19 protein-coding genes and 1 pseudogene are annotated in these 18,131 nt (G+C 63.4%); 11 read left to right on the top strand and 9 right to left on the bottom strand.

All coding sequences use genetic code 11. From position 1 onward, the window contains the following. Positions 1-80: 80 nt before the first annotated feature. Positions 81-1,442 carry an MATE family efflux transporter gene (locus tag QEG70_RS03020; RefSeq protein ID WP_308719294.1) on the bottom strand — a complete coding sequence of 454 codons (1,362 nt, stop codon included), beginning with the start codon at positions 1,440-1,442 and terminating at the stop codon, positions 81-83. 176 nt (positions 1,443-1,618) lie between these two features. On the opposite strand from QEG70_RS03020, the gene QEG70_RS03015 reads away from it, so the two are divergent. Further along, entirely contained in the window at positions 1,619-2,785 is a 1,167-nt protein-coding gene (locus tag QEG70_RS03015; RefSeq protein ID WP_308719293.1) for a restriction endonuclease subunit S, read from the top strand. Between the two features lie 94 nt (positions 2,786-2,879). Here QEG70_RS03015 and QEG70_RS16970 read toward each other — a convergent pair. Beyond that, positions 2,880-3,341, bottom strand: a pseudogene (locus QEG70_RS16970) (metallophosphoesterase); the annotation flags it as partial. Positions 3,342-3,551: 210 nt separating this feature from the next. Here QEG70_RS16970 and QEG70_RS03005 point away from each other — a divergent pair. Together QEG70_RS03005 and QEG70_RS03000 are read left to right on the top strand one after the other, a co-directional pair. Then, on the top strand, positions 3,552-4,601 hold the full coding sequence (locus tag QEG70_RS03005) for an AI-2E family transporter (protein ID WP_308719291.1): 1,050 nt from the start codon (positions 3,552-3,554) through the stop codon (positions 4,599-4,601). 19 nt (positions 4,602-4,620) lie between these two features. Continuing rightward, the gene (locus tag QEG70_RS03000; protein WP_308719290.1) at positions 4,621-6,225 is read left to right on the top strand and encodes a class I SAM-dependent DNA methyltransferase; all 1,605 of its coding nucleotides are present in this window, start codon (positions 4,621-4,623) and stop codon (positions 6,223-6,225) included. Position 6,226: 1 nt separating this feature from the next. Here the strand turns inward: QEG70_RS03000 and mtnK are convergent, their stop codons facing one another. After that, positions 6,227-7,459, bottom strand: a complete 1,233-nt coding sequence (gene mtnK, locus QEG70_RS02995; RefSeq protein WP_308719289.1) for an S-methyl-5-thioribose kinase — start codon at positions 7,457-7,459, stop codon at positions 6,227-6,229. 163 nt (positions 7,460-7,622) lie between these two features. On the opposite strand from mtnK, the gene bfr reads away from it, so the two are divergent. Then, positions 7,623-8,111: a bacterioferritin gene (bfr, locus tag QEG70_RS02990; RefSeq protein WP_078523985.1), complete on the top strand. Its 489-nt coding sequence runs from the start codon at positions 7,623-7,625 to the stop codon at positions 8,109-8,111. On the opposite strand, the gene QEG70_RS02985 is transcribed toward bfr, so the two are convergent. After that, the gene (locus tag QEG70_RS02985) at positions 8,080-8,253 is read right to left on the bottom strand and encodes a hypothetical protein (RefSeq protein ID WP_308719288.1); all 174 of its coding nucleotides are present in this window, start codon (positions 8,251-8,253) and stop codon (positions 8,080-8,082) included. The genes bfr and QEG70_RS02985 overlap by 32 nt on opposite strands. A gap of 54 nt (positions 8,254-8,307) precedes the next feature. Continuing rightward, positions 8,308-8,943: a hypothetical protein gene (locus tag QEG70_RS02980; protein WP_308719287.1), complete on the bottom strand. Its 636-nt coding sequence runs from the start codon at positions 8,941-8,943 to the stop codon at positions 8,308-8,310. A 148-nt stretch (positions 8,944-9,091) separates the two neighbouring features. Between QEG70_RS02980 and QEG70_RS02975 the strand changes: the two genes are divergently transcribed. From QEG70_RS02975 to QEG70_RS02965, 3 genes are read left to right on the top strand one after another with little or no spacing between them, the layout of a single operon-like run. Further along, positions 9,092-9,532: a Fur family transcriptional regulator gene (locus tag QEG70_RS02975; RefSeq protein WP_308719286.1), complete on the top strand. Its 441-nt coding sequence runs from the start codon at positions 9,092-9,094 to the stop codon at positions 9,530-9,532. A gap of 55 nt (positions 9,533-9,587) precedes the next feature. Further along, positions 9,588-9,824, top strand: coding sequence for a hypothetical protein (locus QEG70_RS02970; protein ID WP_308719285.1), 237 nt, complete (start codon positions 9,588-9,590; stop codon positions 9,822-9,824). Next, complete coding sequence (locus QEG70_RS02965; protein WP_308719284.1) at positions 9,825-11,189, top strand: sodium:solute symporter family protein; 1,365 nt, start codon at positions 9,825-9,827, stop codon at positions 11,187-11,189. On the opposite strand, the gene QEG70_RS02960 is transcribed toward QEG70_RS02965, so the two are convergent. Continuing rightward, positions 11,134-11,532 carry a hypothetical protein gene (locus tag QEG70_RS02960; RefSeq protein WP_308719283.1) on the bottom strand — a complete coding sequence of 133 codons (399 nt, stop codon included), beginning with the start codon at positions 11,530-11,532 and terminating at the stop codon, positions 11,134-11,136. The two genes, QEG70_RS02965 and QEG70_RS02960, sit on opposite strands and share 56 nt — an antisense overlap. Positions 11,533-11,797: 265 nt before the next feature. On the opposite strand from QEG70_RS02960, the gene pgm reads away from it, so the two are divergent. Then, complete coding sequence (pgm, locus tag QEG70_RS02955) at positions 11,798-13,456, top strand: phosphoglucomutase (alpha-D-glucose-1,6-bisphosphate-dependent) (protein WP_308719282.1); 1,659 nt, start codon at positions 11,798-11,800, stop codon at positions 13,454-13,456. A 110-nt stretch (positions 13,457-13,566) separates the two neighbouring features. Here the strand turns inward: pgm and QEG70_RS02950 are convergent, their stop codons facing one another. Together QEG70_RS02950 and QEG70_RS02945 are read right to left on the bottom strand one after the other, a co-directional pair. After that, on the bottom strand, positions 13,567-14,061 hold the full coding sequence (locus tag QEG70_RS02950) for a YaiI/YqxD family protein (protein ID WP_308719440.1): 495 nt from the start codon (positions 14,059-14,061) through the stop codon (positions 13,567-13,569). 284 nt (positions 14,062-14,345) lie between these two features. Further along, positions 14,346-14,744, bottom strand: a complete 399-nt coding sequence (locus tag QEG70_RS02945) for a hypothetical protein (RefSeq protein WP_308719281.1) — start codon at positions 14,742-14,744, stop codon at positions 14,346-14,348. Here QEG70_RS02945 and QEG70_RS02940 point away from each other — a divergent pair. From QEG70_RS02940 to QEG70_RS02930, 3 genes are all read left to right on the top strand, one after another. Beyond that, complete coding sequence (locus QEG70_RS02940; RefSeq protein ID WP_165399117.1) at positions 14,744-14,890, top strand: hypothetical protein; 147 nt, start codon at positions 14,744-14,746, stop codon at positions 14,888-14,890. The two genes, QEG70_RS02945 and QEG70_RS02940, sit on opposite strands and share 1 nt — an antisense overlap. A gap of 118 nt (positions 14,891-15,008) precedes the next feature. After that, positions 15,009-15,362: a zinc ribbon domain-containing protein YjdM gene (locus QEG70_RS02935; protein WP_308719280.1), complete on the top strand. Its 354-nt coding sequence runs from the start codon at positions 15,009-15,011 to the stop codon at positions 15,360-15,362. Between the two features lie 116 nt (positions 15,363-15,478). Further along, entirely contained in the window at positions 15,479-16,339 is an 861-nt protein-coding gene (locus QEG70_RS02930) for a hypothetical protein (protein ID WP_308719279.1), read from the top strand. 76 nt (positions 16,340-16,415) lie between these two features. Here the strand turns inward: QEG70_RS02930 and QEG70_RS02925 are convergent, their stop codons facing one another. After that, complete coding sequence (locus QEG70_RS02925) at positions 16,416-18,050, bottom strand: dihydroxyacetone kinase subunit DhaK (protein WP_308719278.1); 1,635 nt, start codon at positions 18,048-18,050, stop codon at positions 16,416-16,418. Positions 18,051-18,131: the final 81 nt, after the last annotated feature.

Below are 18,131 nucleotides of genomic sequence, written 5' to 3'. Positions count from 1 at the left end.
TTGAAAAAAGGGGCACCCGAAAACTTTTTATTTTTTCTAATGATTCATTTCAAAACCGGCGCGACCGGGCGGGGCTTTTCCTACCCTGTTCGCGCCACTCGCTTCATGCGCCACACGATGCGCGTGCCATGGAGCACGAACACCGCCACCAGCCCGATGCCAATGCCGTACCACAGGCCCTGCACGCCCATGCCCCGCTCAAAGGCAAGAAATATGCCAGCAGGAAAGCCAAGCCCCCAGTAGCCGATAACGGCCAGAACCATGGGGATGGTGGTATCACCCTGCCCGCGCAGGATACCCGTGGCGATGGCCTGCAGGGCATCAGGCACCTGAAAGGCCGCGCCGATCAGCAGGAGTGCAAGTGCCAGATGCACCGCCTGCGCGTTTTCCGGCAGGGCCGCATCGAGATAGAAGCCGATGATGGTCTGCCGCTCCAGCGCCAGGATGAGCGTGGTCACGCAGGCTACCCCCATGCCCAGCATCATGCCCGCACTGGCGGCACGGCGGACCATGGCGGGGTCGTTGCGGCCCGTCCAGTAGCCCACGCGTATGTTGCTGGCCTGCGCCATGGCCAGATACAGCACGAAGCACTGCATGCCGATGCCAAGCATGATCTGGAATGCCGCAAGCCCCGCATTGCCCAGCCGGGCGGCCTCGAAGCTGTTGGCCTGGAACAGCGTGACCTCCGCCATCGCGGCGGCCAGCATGGGCAGGCCGGTGTGCAGCAGGGCGCCCGTATGCTTCCAGTCATGCATGCGCGGGCGCAGCGCCGTGCGCAGTTCGGGCCTGCGCGCCATGAAGGCCAGCATGATGAGGGGCATGCACCACAGGGTGATGACTGTCGCTATCGCCGAGCCATGCAGCCCCAGCGCGGGCAGGCCAAGCCAGCCATGAATGAGCGCTGCGTTCAGCACGCCGTTCACCACCGTAATGCAGGGCATCACCCGCATGAGAATGCCCTGCGCGCCCATGACCGGCAGCGCCGTGGTCAGCACGCCCTGCCCAAGTAGCGCAGGCGGCACCGCCCACATCAGGATATGCACGAAACCGGTTACGGGCGCGCGAATGGCCTCGGGCTCGTGCAGCCATGCCAGAAGCCGGTCGATATGGTACAGGCAGAACAGTTCCGGCCCGCATAGCGCGATGGCCACCACGAGCATGGAGGTGATGGTGGTGCCAAGGCTTGCATGGTCCTGCCGCCCGCGCGCCTGCGAGAGCAGGATGCCACCGGCCTCGATCATGGCGGCAAGGATGGCGTTGAGCGTGAAGAACGTGCCTGTGGCCAGTCCGCCAATGGCCAGGGCTGCCGCCCCAAGGCTGCCGAGCAGCACGTCATCGGTCAGCCCCATCAGCATCTGGGCGAACTGTGACAGGCCCATTGGCCCGGCGATGGCAAGGATGGAGCGGAATTCCGCCCCGAAGGATGTGGTTGGACGCGTCATGAACCCCCTGCTTCACCCATACCCCCGGAGCATGATCGTGTGCGGCATGCGGTATGGTGCTTGGGGTGGGGTTTATACGAGCCGATAGCGCACGGCCAGCAGCCATGAGGCGCAAATGCCTGTTATGATGTATTTTTATATGGCGGCTCCGTCACGGCCAACAGTAAGGAGGGGGCATGAAGTGCGATGACAGCCTGCCTCCGTCATGGCCCGTGGTGCCGCTCGGCGCGCTGGTTGAATGCCTTGATGCAGGCCGCGTGCCCCTTAACCGCGCGCAACGCGCGCAGCGTCCGGGGCCGGTGCCCTATCATGGGGCCAGTGGCGTGACCGGGCATGTCGATCAGGCGCTGTTTGACGGCGCGCTCGTGCTGCTTGGCGAGGATGGCGCGCCTTTTGCCGACCCCACGCGTGATGTCGCGTTCTTTCATGAAGGGCCGCTATGGGCGGGTAACCATGTGCATGTGCTGCGCCCGCGCGCAGGCGTGGATGGGCGCTTCGTGGCGCATGCCCTCAATACCCTGCCCTACGGCCCGCATGTGGAGGGCTCCACCCGCCCCAAACTGACGCGCGCGCGCATGAACAGCCTGCCTGTTCCCTGCCCTTCCCTGGCCTGCCAGCGCCTTGTGGCCGACCGGCTGGACGTGAGCCTGCAACGCATTGACGGGCAGGTGCGCCTGCTCGACAGGCTTGACGAACTGGCACGCGAGCAGGTCCAGGCCATCATCGCGCAGGCCATGGGGGCGGCATGCGGCACGCGACGACTGCTGGGGCATGTGTTTGACATTACCGGCGGTGGCACACCCGCCACGACCCGGGCCGCCTACTGGGGTGATGACGTAACGTGGCTGACACCGGCGGACCTGCCGCCCGGCCCACCCGGCTGGGTAACGCGGGGGCAGCGCAGCCTTTCGGCAGCGGGGCTGACGGCGTGCCGGGCCATCATGGTGCCTTCGGGGGCACTTGTGGTATCAACCCGCGCCCCTGTGGGCCGGGTGGGACTGGGGTGTGGCCCGCTTGCGGTCAGCCAGGGGTGCAAGGCGCTGGTGCCACGCGGGCATGCGGTGGACCGGCGCTACGCGGCGCTGGCGTTATGGGCGGCAGGGCCGGAACTGCGCCGCCGCGCGGGGGGCAGCGTCTTCCCCGAGGTGGATACGCTCACGCTGGCCTCGCTGGAACTGATCATGCCGCCGCTGGCAAGCCAGCGCAGGGTGGCGCAGGTGGTCTGGACACAGCTGGAGCAGGTTGCGGCACAGGCTGCTGAACGGGTGCGACTGGAGGGGCTGCTGCATGAATATCGCGTTGCCGTCCGGCGGGCAGCCATGGGCGCGGGGCCTGAGGCATGATGCGGCCCACCGGCGGGCAGCCGGAGCATGTGGCCTCAGGCGGGGCATGCGGGCGGAGCCAGAGCGCTGATGGTTTCAACGATGTCATTGAATTTCGCGGGCCGGTAATCCCACACGTCCACCCCCACGTCACAGGACAGGCTGGTGGGTGTGAACCTGTCATGACCATAAAAAGGCTGTCGTGCCAGAAGCCATTCCATTCCGCGATGGGATAATGAAACAGCACCACCCTGCGGCCATCGAGCTTGAGTTCCGCATAGGCCTGCGATGACGCCCAGCCCGGCCAGGTCCGCATGGCCTCGCTATCGTGGTTGCCCCAGATCAGGTGCTTGCGGCCATTCAGCAGGGGCAGGATCGCTTCGGCCCGCTGCGTGCCGTGCGCCACGTCGCCAAGGTGCCACACGTCATCATCAGGGCCGACGGTGGCGTTCCAGTTGCTGACCAGGGTTGCATCCATCTCCGCCACCGTTTCAAAGGGGCGCTTTGTGTAGCGGATGATATTGGCATGGCCGAAATGGGTGTCGGCGGTAAAAAAGGTCTTTGGGCGGCGGGGCATGTCGCGTCAGGGCTATTAGGGAGAATGGGCGGGGAATGGACCAGCTTGCGCCTGCGGGAGCAAGATGGATGATGTCTTTTTGTAAACCGGACCTTTACCCTGTGCTGACATGACAACAACGATGCAGGCCATCTGCCAGAACGTAAGGCCTGCCTGTCATGGCATGATATGACAACCTTTCACGAACCCCAGCAGGATAGAACACACCATATGGAAGAAAACCGGAACCGGACCCAGTATATCGGCACCTTCATATTTGTATGCGCGGTCCTGCTGTTTTCCGCATGGATCGAACAGTCATTCCTGTTTGCCTTCGTGTGGGGGGGTATTCTCACCATCACCACCTTTCCACTCTATACCCGGCTGGTCGGGCGCGGCATGGGCCGTGGGGCGGCGGCAGGGCTGATCGCGGCAGGCATCTTCGCGCTGCTGGCGGTGCCCATGATCGCCATGGCCGTGCGGGCGGGGCTGGAAATTCCCTCGCTCATGGCGTGGGGGCGCGCCGCGTTGCATGATGGCATTCCCGTCTCGCCGCAGGTCAATGAAATTCCGCGCATTGGCCCAAGGCTGGCCGGGCTGTGGCAGCACTACCTGTCCGACCCCGATGAACTGCGGCACTGGACCGGGGTCGTATCGCGCATGGTGGCCACCGGCGATGGCCGCGAACTGCCGCACCGCCTGATGGAAATGACCGAAACCTTCGTCATCGCCACGCTGTCGGTCTATTTCTATCTCCATGCCTCGCAAACGCTCATTGCCGATATCCGCGCGGTGGGGCAGCGTTTTCTGGGTGGGCGCGCGCGTGACGTGATCCGCAACACCGTGGGCGCGGTGCGCGGCACGGTGGCGGGGCTGGTGCTTGTGGGGCTGGGCCAGGGCGTGCTGGTGGGCATTGGCTACTTCATTGCAGGTACTCCGCACCCCGCCCTGCTCACGCTGGTCACCGCAGTGGTCAGTGTCATCCCGTTTTGTGGTCCGATCCTGCTATGCGTGACCACGCTCATGACCTTTGCTGCCAATGGCGTGATGCAGGCGGTGATCGTGGGCGTGATCGGCACCATTGCCTATGGCGCGGGCGACCACTTCGTGCGGCCCAAGCTGATCAGCGGCAGCACCAGCATTCCCTTCCTTGCGGTGCTGACGGCCATTCTGGGTGGCCTGCATGTGTTTGGCCTGCTCGGGCTGTTCATCGGGCCTGCGGTCATTGCCGTTGCCCTGTCGCTGTGGCGCACGGCGGCGGCGGAAGAACGCGCCCGTTAACCCGCCCATGACTGCGCCCTTGCTGTCAGCAACTGACATATGGCGCATTGCGGGCCAGTTGCGCCGCGTGTTGCCGCCGGTTGAATACGGGCCTGCCATACTGGCCTTTACCGTGTTGCGGCGGTTTGAGCAGGCGCGGCCGCCCGCGCGTGGAGGGCTTGCGACCATTGCCTGCGCGGCCGATCCGCTCGGGGTGCTGGCGGGGCAGCTTGCGCGCCTGCCCGCCGCCATGCGCGACATCATGGCGCAGCTTGAGGTCGAGCGGCTGGCGCGCAAGCTGGCTGCGGTTGACATGCTGGGTCCGCTGGCCGCGCATTTTGCCGCCCTTGACCTTTCGCCTGCTCTGTATGGCAGCGAAGCCATGGCCCGGCTGTTTGAGGAACTGGTCAGCCATTTCACTACCACGCAGGGCACCGGCACGCATTACACGCCGCCGGAGGTTACGGACCTGATGGTTGATCTCGTCTGCGCCGCGGATCGGCCCGGCACCCCTCTTGCGCTCTATGACCCCGCCGCCGGTACCGGTGCCCTGCTTGCCCGGGCGGCTGACCGGCTGCACGCACGCGGTATCACGGCGGACCTGTACGGGCAGGAGCTTAACGGTCAGTCCTGTGCGCTTGCGCGTGCCGACCTGCTGCTGCGTGGGCAGAAGTCCCGGCAGATGGTGCAGGGCGATACGCTGCTGGCCGATGGCCATGCCCGGCAGCGTTTTGGCCGCATGCTGGCCAATCCGCCTTTCGGGCTGGACTGGCGTGCCATTCGCGCATCCATACAGGCGGAACACGCGCAGGGCGCGCGGGGGCGCTTCGGGCCGGGTCTGCCGCGCGTGTCGGATGGGTCGATGCTGTTCATGCTGCACCTGCTGGCCAAGATGCGTGCGCCCCGCCATGGCGGCAGCCGGATTGGCGTGGTGACGCATGGCGCCGCCCTGAATGGTGGCGGGGTGGAAAGCGGCGAGTCCGCCATTCGCCGCTATCTTGTCGAGCATGACCTGATCGATACGGTCATTGCCCTGCCACAGGATATGTTCATCAACACTGGCATCGGCACCTATGTGTGGGTGCTGGATAACAGCAAGCCTGCTGCCCGCCGGGGTCTGGTCAGCCTGATCAATGCAGCGGGGCTGTGGCGGCGGTGCGACCGCAGCCATGGCGAGAAACGGCGTGAGATGACGCAGGCCCATGTGGCTGCTGTCGTGCAGGCAGCCCTTGATGGTGCGGTGCTGGACCTCGAGGTGCGCACCAGCCCGGATGGCGCGCCGGATTCATGGCGTCTTACGCCACATGAAGGGGGCATGAATCCGGGGCGGCGCACCGGTTTTTCACGCCAGGTACCGGCGCGGGCGTTTTTATATCGCAGCCTGAGCGTGAGCTGTGCGGATCACGCGGGCGCACCCACCCGCACGGCGTTTACCACCAGCATGGAAACCGACCCGCAGGACTGGTTTGACCGCCTGATCGCCCCCCATGACCCCACGGCCCGGCTGGATGTGGCGCGGGCGGGCATTGGATGCGCCATTTCATTTGCCCGGTATTTCGATACATCCATCCCCTGTCGCGCCCTGCCTGAAATCGAGGCCGATTTGCGCGCCGCCATGGCCCGGCTGGCGGCCCTCATGCCCTGATTTACAGGCCCTTGCGCTCATTCTCGCCCAGGCAGGACAGGAAATCCGCAATCGTGCACATGTCCGCCAGATGGTCGAGTACGTAATAGGCAAAGGCCAGCGCGCCCGCGCGGCAGGTGGCGCGCTGGTGCGGATCGGTAATGGTGTCGAAATCCGCCGTGTGGGCGTAGCCGATGATGCGGCGGATGATCTCGATGGCGGCAAAGCCGATGGTGTCGCCCATCACCTCATCCACGAACGCCTGCTGCGCCACATGGGCGGCCGGGCCATAGGCCAGCGGGCGCAGGGTGCCAGGCGGCGGGGCGTCATCGGCGTTCCACAGCGCCATGAACTGCGCATGAAAGCTGCGCCAGAAGCCGTCAATATCGCGCAGCACCGCCTGCCGGGCCGCAGGGTCGGGTGTTGCGAAGAAATGCAGCACGAGATTGCCCACGAACATGCCGCAGTCAAACCCGATGGGGCCATACAGCGCGAACTCGCCATCGATCACGCGCGTATCATCCGCCGTGCTCATGATCGAGCCTGTATGCAGGTCGCCATGCAGCAGCGCCTGTGGTTGCGACAGGAAGCGCCGCCGCAGGTTTTCTACCGCCAGAAGGGCTGCCGCACTGGTGCGGATATCCTGTACTATGGGGCTCAGGGCCTGGTCATGCCAGTGGTTGCGCGGGTGATCGCGGTACGGGTCGTCAAACACCAGGTCGAGCGTGATGCGGGTCAGGGCCTTGTTGGCGGCAAACAGGCGGCGGGCGTCAAACACATCCTCGAACGGGCGGGCGAGCAGCGAGGTGCCAAAACAGGCCCGGGCCACGAACGTGCCAATGCGGGGCGCGACCTCCGGCCAGTCCGCTCCTTCCATCAGCGCCGTGCGCAGCACGGTGTGGCCGGACAGGCTCTCGACCACCAGCACATAAAGCTCGGGGTCGAAATGCAGGTATTCGGTGGTCAGCCCCCCCACCAGCGGGCCGATGGCGGCAAGCCATGCGGCCTCGAAATACGTGCGGTCGAGCGGCATCTTCCAGTTCGGGTCCACACGCACATGGGGCAGCGACTGCTTGAGGCACACTTCCCCCGCAGGCCCGGTGATGAGGAATACGTTGTTGAGGTTGCCATCGCTGACCTCGCGCACCTGCCACTGTTCGGGCGGGCCGCCAAGGCGGGTGGCAATGGCGGGCAGACCGGCAAGGAATGCGCGGATGCCGCCTGCATCAAGTGTGCGGTAGCTGGTCTGGTCCATGTGGCATACCCCCTGCCCTGCGTGGTGGCCGTGCCCTGTGTGCGGCGTGGGCGCAGGGTCGCGCGCAGGGCATGGTTATGCAACGCTTTTTTGTAATTGCGTTGCCGCCTGCCACGCAGTAACCCGTGAGGGGTATAATAATTTGCAAGACAGGAAGACGGACATGCCCATCAAGGATCCCAAGGTCATCGAGCACCTGAACACCCAGCTCACCAACGAGCTGACCGCAATCAACCAGTATTACCTTCACGCCCGCACGCTGCGCCATTGGGGCGTGACCCTGCTGGGCAAGAAGGAATATGAGGAATCCATCGAGGAGATGAAGCACGCCGACTGGCTGATCGAGCGTATCCTCTACCTCGGTGGCCTGCCCAACGTGCAGCGCTACAACACCATTCTCGTGGGCCAGGACGTTGAGGAAATCCTCAAATGCGACCTGAAGCTGGAAGAAAAGGCGATTGGCGACCTCCGCGAAGGCATTGCCTATTGCGAGAGCGTGCGTGACTACGTATCGCGCGACCTGCTGCTGCGCATCCTTGTGAACGAGGAAGAGCACGAGGATTTCCTCGACCGCCAGTTCGACCTCATCAAGCAGCTTGGCCTGCCGCAATACATCAAGCTCAACTCCGCCCCTGCCCCCGATCAGGAATAATCCCGCCACAATGCGGGTCCACCGGCTGCTCATGGCTGGTGGCGGGTGGCGCGCCTTCCTGCCAGGCAAGGATGTCGAGCAGGTCGAGGAAAGCATTTTCCATGAACCGGCGCGCCCGCCGGATCGATACGATGGGTGGCATTGCTGTCATCCCGCCCTGTGGGGGCCGCACGACCGTGTGGCCCCTGTGGTGTTTTTAGAGCCCGCCCGTCTGCACGCCCGCGGCAGGGCTTGGCCACATGACCTGCGCGCGGCCCATATCACCATGGTGCCAGCGCATGGCCGCAAGGCAGCCCGCGCCCACGGGCTGGTCCTGGGGGGCATGGGGCCGGGGTGCGGGTTGCGCCGTAACGGCCTTCATCTGGTGTGGGGTTGCTACAGGCACCCGGTTGGAGGCGGCGAGCATGTTGCCCCGCCGTGGCAGCCAGTACCCCGCCCCTGCAAGGCATGCGCCGAGTTGCGTAATGGCGGCGGCAAAGGGCGAAAGCACATGGTGGTGAACGAAAATGGGCCGGAGCATGCGCCGCACCTCGCCCTCGCGCCCCTCCTGTGCGGCGGTGGCGGCGAGCAGAAAGCGGTTTTCCGTGCCGGTCAGGTGCGTGGCCGAGCAGATCGCCACATCCACCGGCGCGCGCTGGTAGGCACGCAGGCGGTTCATGGCCATGTGGAATGCCTCGATCACGGCGGCAAAATCAGCCCGGAAGCATGGTAGCGCCAGCCCCGGCGTGCCGCGCGTGGCGTCACCCTGCCCGCTCAGGCGGCGCACGCACCAGACCAGCAGGCGTTCGCTTGATGAAAGATCATTCATGAAAACTGTGGTGTTGGTCATCATCCGCTCGGGCCATGGCGTGACCCGCTCCCTGAATGTGTTCGTGAGACCTTATTAATGAGAAAGATTATCATTTGCAATTAAAATCGACAGCCCGAACCGCTTATCCCTACTGGACCGGGGCGGTCTGTATGCATTATGCTATGAGGCGATGAAAGAGCCGACTTTTCCCGATTCTCCCCTGGCCGACCTGTGCCGTGAACGCGGCCTGAAACTGACGGGCCAGCGCAGGACGATTGCCTTCGTCCTGTCGGATAGTGACGACCACCCGGATGTGGAGGAACTGTACCGCCGCGCGGTGGAAGTCGATCCACGCATTTCCATTGCCACGGTGTATCGTACCGTGCGCCTGTTCGAGGAAAACGGCATTCTCCAGCGCCGTGACTTTGGCGGCGGTCGGGCGCGTTATGAAGTGGCCGATGGCGATCATGGCGATCATTACCACCTGATCGACGCCGATAGCGGCAAGGTGATCGAGTTTGAAAACCCCGAGCTTGATGCCCTGCTGGACAATATCGTGCGCGGGATGGGGTATGACCTTGTCACCACCCGCCTCTCGGTTGTGGGCCGCAAAAAGGCGAAGCCGCGCTGAAAGCGGCATTTCGCCTGCCTGCCACCCGCCTCCCTGCTTTCAGGACCTGACGCGCGTGCCGGATACCCCCGATAACGCCCATGAACCACGATCTGCCACCACGCCCCTTACGCTGGTTGTGGGTCTGGGGCTGCCTTATGCGTTGGTTATTGGGGGTTTCCTGCTGTTTGAGCATGTTGACGGCGTGGTCTTTGGTTTTCCGCCAGCGGTGGCATGGCTGTTTGCCTGCATGGTGCTGGTGCCCTGCTGCATGGCAGTTGCATGGTGGCTGGGCCGGGCACGGGCGCCGTAGATGGAATTTCTCAGCTTTGGCATGGTCATTGCCGCCTCCATTGCCCTGGCGGTGTATGCGCGGATGCGGCGTGGCAGCGGCAACGCGCGTGATTTCTTTGTGGCGTCCGGGCAGCTCGGGGGGCTGCTGGTCTTTTTCCTGACCATTGGCGAGACCTACAGCATTGGCAGCGTGCTAGGCTTTTCCACCGGCGTTTACCTGCATGGCGCGGCGTTTGCCGGGTGGTTCATGGGGTATATCCTGCTGTCCTACCCTGTGGGGTTCGTGCTTGCGCCGCTGTTATGGCAGTTGGGGCGCAGGACGGGCAGCATGACGCTGGCCGATATTTTTCGCGCGCATTTCAGCAGTCGCCTGCTTGAAGTCGTGGTGGCGGCCAACGCCGTCGCCTTTTTGCTGCCGTTGGGGCAGATGCAGTTTACCGGCCTGATATCGGTCATGCGCAGCCTGCACTGGCATGTAACCCCTGCCGTGCTGGCAGGCGCTGGCGCGGGCATGACCTTTGGCTGGGTGGCGCTGGCGGGCGTGCGCGCACCGGCCTATGTATCGGTGCTGAAGGATGTGCTGCTGGTGCTGGCCATCGTGGCCGGAGGGAGTGCTGCCCTGCTGGCCACGGGCCTGCCCGCTGCGTATGTGGCAGCCCCGGCCCCCGCCGTGCCTGCGCGGCAGGACATGTTCGTGGTCTCCACCATCGTGCTCCAGTCGCTGGGGCTGTGCATGACACCGCAGGCGGTGGCCTTCGTGTTTACCGCGCGCTCGGCGCGGATGGTGCGCCGCAACCAGATCCTCATGCCGCTTTACATGCTCATGTTCCCCTTCCTGTACATGATCGCGGAATACGTGCGCAGGCGCGGGCTGGCTGTGCCATCGGCCAATGACGTGTTCATGCTTGGCATCACCACCACGCTGCCGCCATGGATGCAGGGCATTGTTGCGGGCGGGTGCGCGGTCTCGGCGCTGGTCATCCTGGCGGGCGTATGCCTTGCCATCGGGCCGCTGGTCTCGCGCAACATGCTCCATGGCCTGTCCGACAGGGGCCAGCGCGTGGGCGCGCAGGTGGTGATTGGCATCTATCTGCTGCTTTGTGCCGCCGGAGCGGCGGGGCTGGGCAGCATCATGGTCACGCTCAACAACCTGTATTATCTGGGCATGATCCAGATCGCACCCGGGCTGCTGGTGGCGCTGTGCGGGTGGCGCGTGCCCGCCCTGGCCATTGCAGCGGGGCTTGTGGCGGGTGACGGGCTGGCGGTGGGGCTGTACTCGGCGGGCCTCATGCCTGAAGGGATCAATCCCGGCCTGATCGGGCTTGCGGTCAATACCCTGATCGTGGCGACCGCGGGGCTGCGTCGGCCGCCCCGTGCGCGGTAAGATCACCTTTCTCCTGCCCCGCTGCGGGGGCTGGCGCCAGCCAGGCCGGGTGGCGGGTTTCGATCCACTCCAGCATGCGCGCACTCAGCCTGCGCAGGAAAGGCACGTCCTCCGCCAGCAGGATAATGCCCAGCGGCAGCATCCATAACCCCAGCACCGGCAGGAAGCTGAATACGCCCCCCACGATCAGCAATCCGCCCATGATGCCGCGCAATACGACCCTTTCGGGCTGAAGCAGCCAGCGCATGGCCTGTTCGCCCCGTGCGGGCAGGCGCTTCAGCAGGCGCTCCAGCCGGTCGCGGCGCAGGTGTTCGGCATGATCGGGTGATGAGAGTGTGTTCATGCGCTTAGGGTGGGGATGCCCCCTGCCCCACGCAACCTGTCCGCGCGGGAACGTGATGGGCGGACAAGGAAACGAAAAAGGTCCGGATTTTGATATAGTTCAATGTCATTCCCCCAAAGCGCGCGCCAGTGTCGTGGCATGATGCGTTTCCTTGCTGCTTCCGGTTCATTTTCCTGCCCTGTGCGGGCTGGACGCCTGCCGGGGCGGGCTGTAAGGAAATTTGTTGGAATATGCGCTTTTTCATAATGTATTTCGGGAGCAGTCAATGCCCAGCGTAAGCCCTTTTGCCGGCAAGCCGGTCGATCCGGACCGTCTTGTCAATATCGATGCCCTGCTTGATGCCTATTATACCCGCAAGCCTGATCCCGCCATTGCAACGCAGCGGGTGGCGTTTGGCACCTCGGGGCACCGGGGCTCATCGCTGCACACCAGCTTCAATGAAAACCATATCCTCTCGATCAGCCAGGCCATTGCTGACTACCGCAAGAACGCGGGCATTACCGGGCCGCTGTTCATCGGCATCGACACGCATGCGCTCTCGCGCCCGGCGCTGAAGTCAGCCCTTGAAGTCTTTGCCGCCAACGGCATTGAAGTGCGCATTGATGACAAGGACGGCTACACCCCCACCCCCGTCATCTCGCATGCCATCCTGACGTGCAACCGTGGCCGCAACAGCGACCTTGCTGATGGTGTGGTGATTACGCCCTCGCACAACCCGCCCGAGGATGGTGGCTTCAAATACAACCCGCCGCATGGCGGCCCGGCTGATACCGACATCACCAAGGTCATCGAGAACGCCGCGAACGACTACATGGCCAAGGGCATGCAGGGTGTAGCCCGCGTGCCGTTCGAGCAGGCGCTTGCGGCCCCTACCACAAAGCGGCATGACTACATCAACCCGTATGTGGATGACCTTGCCGCCGTGGTGGACATGGACATCATCCGTGAATCCGGCATTTCCATCGGCATCGACCCGCTTGGCGGGGCAGCGGTGGATTACTGGCAGCCGATCATTGACAAATACGGCATCAACGCCACCATCGTGAGCAAGGAAGTCGACCCCACCTTCCGCTTCATGACCGCCGACTGGGATGGCCAGATCCGCATGGACTGCTCGTCGCCCTACGCCATGGCGCGCCTGGTGCAGATGAAGGACCGCTTTGACATAGCCTTCGCCAACGATACCGATGCCGACCGTCATGGCATCGTGTCGGGCAAATACGGGCTGATGAACCCCAACCACTACCTTGCCACCGCCATCGAGTTCCTGTTCAACAACCGCGCCAACTGGAACCCCGCAGCCGGCGTGGGCAAGACGGTGGTCAGCAGCAGCATGATCGACCGCGTGGCCAAGGAAATCGGCCGCAAGCTGGTGGAAGTGCCGGTTGGCTTCAAGTGGTTTGTCGATGGCCTGTATAACGGCACGCTCGGCTTTGGTGGTGAGGAAAGCGCAGGCGCTTCCTTCCTGCGCCGCGATGGCACGGTGTGGAGCACGGACAAGGACGGCATCATCCTTGGCCTGCTCGCCGCCGAGATCACGGCCCGCACCAAGCAGACCCCCGGCGCAGCATACGAGGCCATGACCAAGCGCCTTGGCACGCCGTACTATGCCCGCATCGACGCGCCTGCCGATCCGGCGCAGAAGGCAATCCTGAAAAGCCTCTCGCCCGAGCAGATCGGCATGAGCGAGCTTGCGGGCGAGCCGATTGTCAGCACGCTGACCAACGCGCCGGGCAATGGCGCGGCCATCGGGGGGCTGAAGGTCTCGGCCAGGGATGGCTGGTTTGCCGCCCGCCCCTCCGGCACGGAAAATGTCTATAAAATCTATGCCGAGAGCTTCAAGAGCGAGGCCCACCTCAAGGCCATCCAGACCGAGGCGCAGGATGCCATCTCGGCCCTGTTTGCCAAGGCTGCGCAGAAGTAAGTTCAGGGAAAGGTTTCCGGGTGCCGCCTTTTTTCAAAAAGGCGGCGTTCCCAACCTTCGTGCCGTCCGTTCCCCTTGGAGCGGGCGGCATTTTTGTGTTGCAGCCTCCCTTATGCCGTGGGTGGCACAATAGGCAGCGGTCGCCCGTGCCCTGCCGCGCGTTTGCGGGCCTTGACCACGGCGGTATCAAGGGCTGAGAGAAACGTGGAGCGGTCAGCGCGGGTAAAGCCGTGATTGCTCTGGGTCACGACACCGGTATCACGCAGGTCGGTCATGAGGTTGCGCACGGCCAGCGCCATGCCGATGGCGTTATCATCAAGAATGCGGCCCTTGGGGTCGAGCACGCAGGCCCCGCGCGCGACACAGCGCGCGGCCAGCGGAATATCGGCTGATATGACAATGTCATGCGCGGCCGCATGCTCGGCAATCCAGTCATCAGCCACGTCCATGCCCTGTGTCACCACCACGCGCTCGATCAGCGGCGAGGCCGGCACGGCCAGCAGGCTGTTCGAGACGACAAAGGTGTGCAGCCCATAGCGCAGTGCGACGCGATAGGTCTCGTCGCGCACCGGGCAGGCATCGGCATCAATGAAAATGCGCGTCATGGCATGTCCCCTGCCCTGTGGCGGGCGGAAGGGCGCATGGAGCGGGTGGGTCTGTGCGGTAGGGAGCATGACATGACCTTTTTCCTATGCCGTCGTGCGGGGCGCTGGCAAGGTTATGTCCTGACACGTTCTTAAAAACGTCCTGCTTTCGGACAGGCGGTGTCTTTTGATGCTTTTTGAAAAAAGCTTCACCAAAAACGTCTTTAATTGGCTTTTTTTAAACTTGGGCGGAGGGAAAATAAAAAAACGGCCATGAATGCGCAACACCCGGCTGGCCTGTGCGATCAGTTCCATATCGTGAAGAGCGATATGGGCGTTTTGACTTCCGCTGGCGTGAATGATGCGTCAGTATGAATCTGACAAGCCAAATGGAGGAGGCCGTTATGCGTTACCTCATCGACCATACACGCGAAGGCTTTGGCGTCGCGCTGTTGCTTGGCATGCTGGCTGTCGAGCGTTTTTTCCGCAAGCAGGCCGTCCGCTAGGGCGGCCCCGAACAGACGGACAGGCACCGGATGGAATATCCTTCCCTCCAGCACCGCCATCGTTGCTGCATGCGCATGCGCGAGATGTGCGCCGCAGGCCTGCTGGCGCAGCGCTGCCCTGTTTTCATACGCAACCGTGGCGCGGTCCGGCGGTTTACCCCTCTTGAAAGCCAGAATAGCTGGAGAGGAGAAAACCAATGCGAAACCTTGCGCGGATGATGATGGCCGCGGCCGTCCTGACCTGCCTTGCCGGGTGCGACAAACCCAAGCCCGCCGGTGGTGGCTCCGATGATGGCGGTGGCCCCGGCGTGAGCACCCATGGCGGCACGGCGCCCCAGCAGTAAGGGACACGTGCCCTGATGGGGCTGGCTGCGGCCAGAAAATGACCCCTGCATGATCCATATCCTTTCTGTCGGGGCCTGCGTGGTTTATGGGCGTAGGCCCTGACAGTTAAGGATCATTATGGAAAACGACCTCAAATGCCCCGAATGCGGGTGCGAACATGTCTACCCCGATGGCAGCCTGTGGACCTGCCCGGAGTGCGGGTGTGAATGGAACCCGAAGGACAATGCGGCCGGTGCTGCCGCCGATGGCCCCGGCGAGATCCGCGATGCCAATGGCAACGTGCTCGCTGATGGCGATAGTGTTACGGTGATCAAGGACCTCAAGATCAAGGGGGCCTCATCCGTTATCAAGGGTGGCACCAAGGTGAAGGGCATCCGTCTGGTCGATGGCACGGACGGGCACAATATTGCCTGCAAGATTGCAGGTATTGGCGCCATCAACCTGAAATCCGAATTCGTCCGTAAAGCCTGATTTTCTTGCCGGGGTAGCCATCTGTCATGATGCGCTACCCCTTTTGGCATGGATGGATTTTCCGCTTCTTCCTGATATAATTATACTTATTTACCTATATTAAGGAAGAACCGGGCATGAGCTATGATCTGGACATTGAATTTGAGTTGCCAGTAGAAAAAACGGATTTCTGGAATTTTCTGCAAAGCCGGAAACATTACTTCATGGATGGTGACGATTTCGGGTACCAGAATGATACGACCGGCGTCTATTTTACCATTTTCACGGATTGTGATGGAAATGATGAAGAAGATAAAAATAATGAAAATAAAACTGAAATAACAAGCGTGCTCTGCAATCTGAACTATTGCAGGCCAAGTTTTTTCGCTGTTGAAATGGCACGGGAAATCACGGCTCTTCTGGCCCGCTTCCCTGCCCGCATTAATGACCCGCAGATGGATGGCATGGGGTCAGGCCCCTATACGCCTGCCGGCCTGCTCAAGGGGTGGAACGCGGGCAATATTGCCGCCATCCGCATATTGTCCCGTCATGATCCTTTCAGGTATGTACTGCCTCGTGCCACGCTCATGCGCTGTTGGGAGTGGAACGATACGCTTGATGGCCGCCAGCAAAGGTTGGGTGATGCCAAGGCCATTCCCAAAATGTCCTCCTTTGCGCTGGATGAAAAGATACTTACCGCCGCCATCTGGGTCGATGGCATGCCCATCATGCTGCCGCGTGTGGATTATGTGCTGATGGCACGCAGGCAGGACGATGGTGAGACGCAGGTCGCCTGCCTGTCCTGGGCCGATCTTGTTCCAGTTCTGCTCCAGGCAGGCCATGCGCAGCATGATGGTTTTGATGTAAGCCACGCACTGGCTGCGGATACGACAAGCGCCCTGTTTGCTTCAGGCCAGCCCTTTGATCCTGAGCGGATGTGCCTTTTGAATGCTGACACGGTGCTTGATGAAGAGAGTGTCAGCGCCGCACGGACATAGGTGGCTCGGCCTGCTTCGCTCCCCTGCCCTTGCCCGCGCGGAACAGCCACCAGCCAGCGGCTGTTCCGCATGGTGTTCAGCCCGCCGCCAGCCCTTCGAGCAGGCGGGCCACGGCCTCGGCGCCGGGATCGGGCACGTTGCGCACATGTTCGCTGGGCACGTAGGCGGCGCGGCCTGCGCGGGCGCTGTCCATGGTGGTGGTGGCATCCGCACCCTTGCGCGCGGCTTTGGCAGCCTGCTGTAGCGTGCCGCCGGTGGCCAGCACTTCAAGGGCGGGGTGGAGCGCGTCGATCATGGTGCGGTCGCCCGGTTTGGCGCCACCGCATTCCATCATATGGGCCAGCCCTTCACGCAGGGCCTGCTGCCAGGGCTGTTTGCTGTGGCCTGCCGCCGAGAACATGATGGCAAAAAGCACCCCGCTCGAGCCACCGGCATGCTGGGTCAGGATATTGCCGATGGTGGCCATGAGCTGGTGCGGGTCGTTCATGGGCAGGCGGTCGCGCACGGCAGTGATGTCACGCGCAGCGCTTGCAAAGGTGGAGCCTGCATCGCCATCGCCGATCTTGCCGTCAAGTTCGTTCAGCGCCGCCTCGTTGGCCATCAGTATGTCAGCCCCCCGCGCCAGCAGGCTGGCAACAGCCGCATTGTGGCTGGGCGTGAAGGGAAAGGCATCAGGCATGGCGGGCATGGGGGCCACGCTGGGGCTGCCGAATGTAGTGATGCCGGGCCACGCACTTGGCTGGGCCGGGGCCTGCAGGGCGGCGGTGGTGGCCGCGTCAAGCTCGATCAGGGTGAGCGAGAAGCCGTTCATGTCCAGCGCCGTCATGAGCGGTGCCGGGCCAATCACGTGCGAGATGCGGCGGGCGAGCGGCGTGTGGCTGAAGGATTCCAGCAACAGCGCCATTTCCACTTCCGGCACGGTGCCAAGGTTGTTGAGCACGAGGGCAAAGCGGGTATTGCGCACGGTGGTGGGCAGGCTGGCCTCAAGCGTGCTGGCGGCCAGCGCCATCAGGTCATTCGCACCGGCCACGGCAATGCGCTGCGCTCCCGGCTCGCCATGAATGCCAAGGCCAAGTTCGGCCTGATCGGCGGCCAGGCGGCTGGCGCGGGCGGGCTCATAGGGGTTGCAGTCTTCCAGCGCCATGCCGATGGTGCGCATGCGTTTCGTGCCGTCGCGCACGAACTCGGTCACATGCTCGAGCGACCAGCCCTGTGCCGCGCCATAGCCCGCCAGCTTGTGCGCAAGCACCGTGCCCGCAACACCGCGCGGCGTGGCCGAACCCGGTAGGGCGATGTCATCGCCCACGGTCACCATTTCCACCTTCTTGCCCAGCGCGCGGGCGCGCTCGGCGGCGAGGCCGAAGTTCAGCCGGTCGCCGGTATAGTTCTTGACCACCAGCAGGCAGCCCGCCTCCCCCGTCGTGGCCAGGATCGCGGCAAGGATCGCATCAACGCAGGGAGAGGCAAACAGCGCGCCACACACTGCAGCCGTCAGCATGCCATGGCCGACAAAGCCCGCATGCGCAGGCTCATGCCCCGACCCGCCACCCGAAATGACCGAAACCTCGCGGCGGTCGATTTCGCGGCGCATGATCACGCAGGTATCGGGGTAGCCATCCAGGCGGCACAAATGGTGGCCCGCGCTTGAGCGCAGGAACCCGTCCAGCGCTTCGGTTACAACGGTTTCGCGCGTGTTGAAAAAACGCTTCATTCTTATGCACTCTCCCTCGGCAGCTCATGGCAGGCATGGCGGCGCGGCACTATGGCCTCTAATTCCCCCGTAGCAAAATAA

The sequence above is a fragment of the Komagataeibacter xylinus genome, from assembly GCF_031081985.1.
Classification (GTDB): domain Bacteria; phylum Pseudomonadota; class Alphaproteobacteria; order Acetobacterales; family Acetobacteraceae; genus Komagataeibacter; species Komagataeibacter xylinus_E.
This window is presented reverse-complemented; position numbering and strand designations above follow the sequence as displayed.

What these genes read in the sequence shown, in the direction of transcription:
- QEG70_RS02940 (WP_165399117.1), top strand. Translation starts at nt 14,744, where the DNA reads ATGCGAAACCTTGCGCGGATGATGATGGCCGCGGCCGTCCTGACCTGC.
- mtnK (WP_308719289.1), bottom strand. Translation starts at nt 7,459, where the DNA reads ATGGACCAGACCAGCTACCGCACACTTGATGCAGGCGGCATCCGCGCA.
- QEG70_RS02965 (WP_308719284.1), top strand. Translation starts at nt 9,825, where the DNA reads ATGGAATTTCTCAGCTTTGGCATGGTCATTGCCGCCTCCATTGCCCTG.
- QEG70_RS03015 (WP_308719293.1), top strand. Translation starts at nt 1,619, where the DNA reads ATGAAGTGCGATGACAGCCTGCCTCCGTCATGGCCCGTGGTGCCGCTC.
- QEG70_RS02950 (WP_308719440.1), bottom strand. Translation starts at nt 14,061, where the DNA reads ATGACGCGCATTTTCATTGATGCCGATGCCTGCCCGGTGCGCGACGAG.
- QEG70_RS02985 (WP_308719288.1), bottom strand. Translation starts at nt 8,253, where the DNA reads ATGCCACCCATCGTATCGATCCGGCGGGCGCGCCGGTTCATGGAAAAT.
- QEG70_RS02925 (WP_308719278.1), bottom strand. Translation starts at nt 18,050, where the DNA reads ATGAAGCGTTTTTTCAACACGCGCGAAACCGTTGTAACCGAAGCGCTG.
- QEG70_RS02930 (WP_308719279.1), top strand. Translation starts at nt 15,479, where the DNA reads ATGAGCTATGATCTGGACATTGAATTTGAGTTGCCAGTAGAAAAAACG.
- QEG70_RS02980 (WP_308719287.1), bottom strand. Translation starts at nt 8,943, where the DNA reads ATGATGACCAACACCACAGTTTTCATGAATGATCTTTCATCAAGCGAA.
- QEG70_RS02975 (WP_308719286.1), top strand. Translation starts at nt 9,092, where the DNA reads ATGAAAGAGCCGACTTTTCCCGATTCTCCCCTGGCCGACCTGTGCCGT.
- QEG70_RS02960 (WP_308719283.1), bottom strand. Translation starts at nt 11,532, where the DNA reads ATGAACACACTCTCATCACCCGATCATGCCGAACACCTGCGCCGCGAC.
- pgm (WP_308719282.1), top strand. Translation starts at nt 11,798, where the DNA reads ATGCCCAGCGTAAGCCCTTTTGCCGGCAAGCCGGTCGATCCGGACCGT.
- QEG70_RS03005 (WP_308719291.1), top strand. Translation starts at nt 3,552, where the DNA reads ATGGAAGAAAACCGGAACCGGACCCAGTATATCGGCACCTTCATATTT.
- bfr (WP_078523985.1), top strand. Translation starts at nt 7,623, where the DNA reads ATGCCCATCAAGGATCCCAAGGTCATCGAGCACCTGAACACCCAGCTC.
- QEG70_RS03020 (WP_308719294.1), bottom strand. Translation starts at nt 1,442, where the DNA reads ATGACGCGTCCAACCACATCCTTCGGGGCGGAATTCCGCTCCATCCTT.
- QEG70_RS02935 (WP_308719280.1), top strand. Translation starts at nt 15,009, where the DNA reads ATGGAAAACGACCTCAAATGCCCCGAATGCGGGTGCGAACATGTCTAC.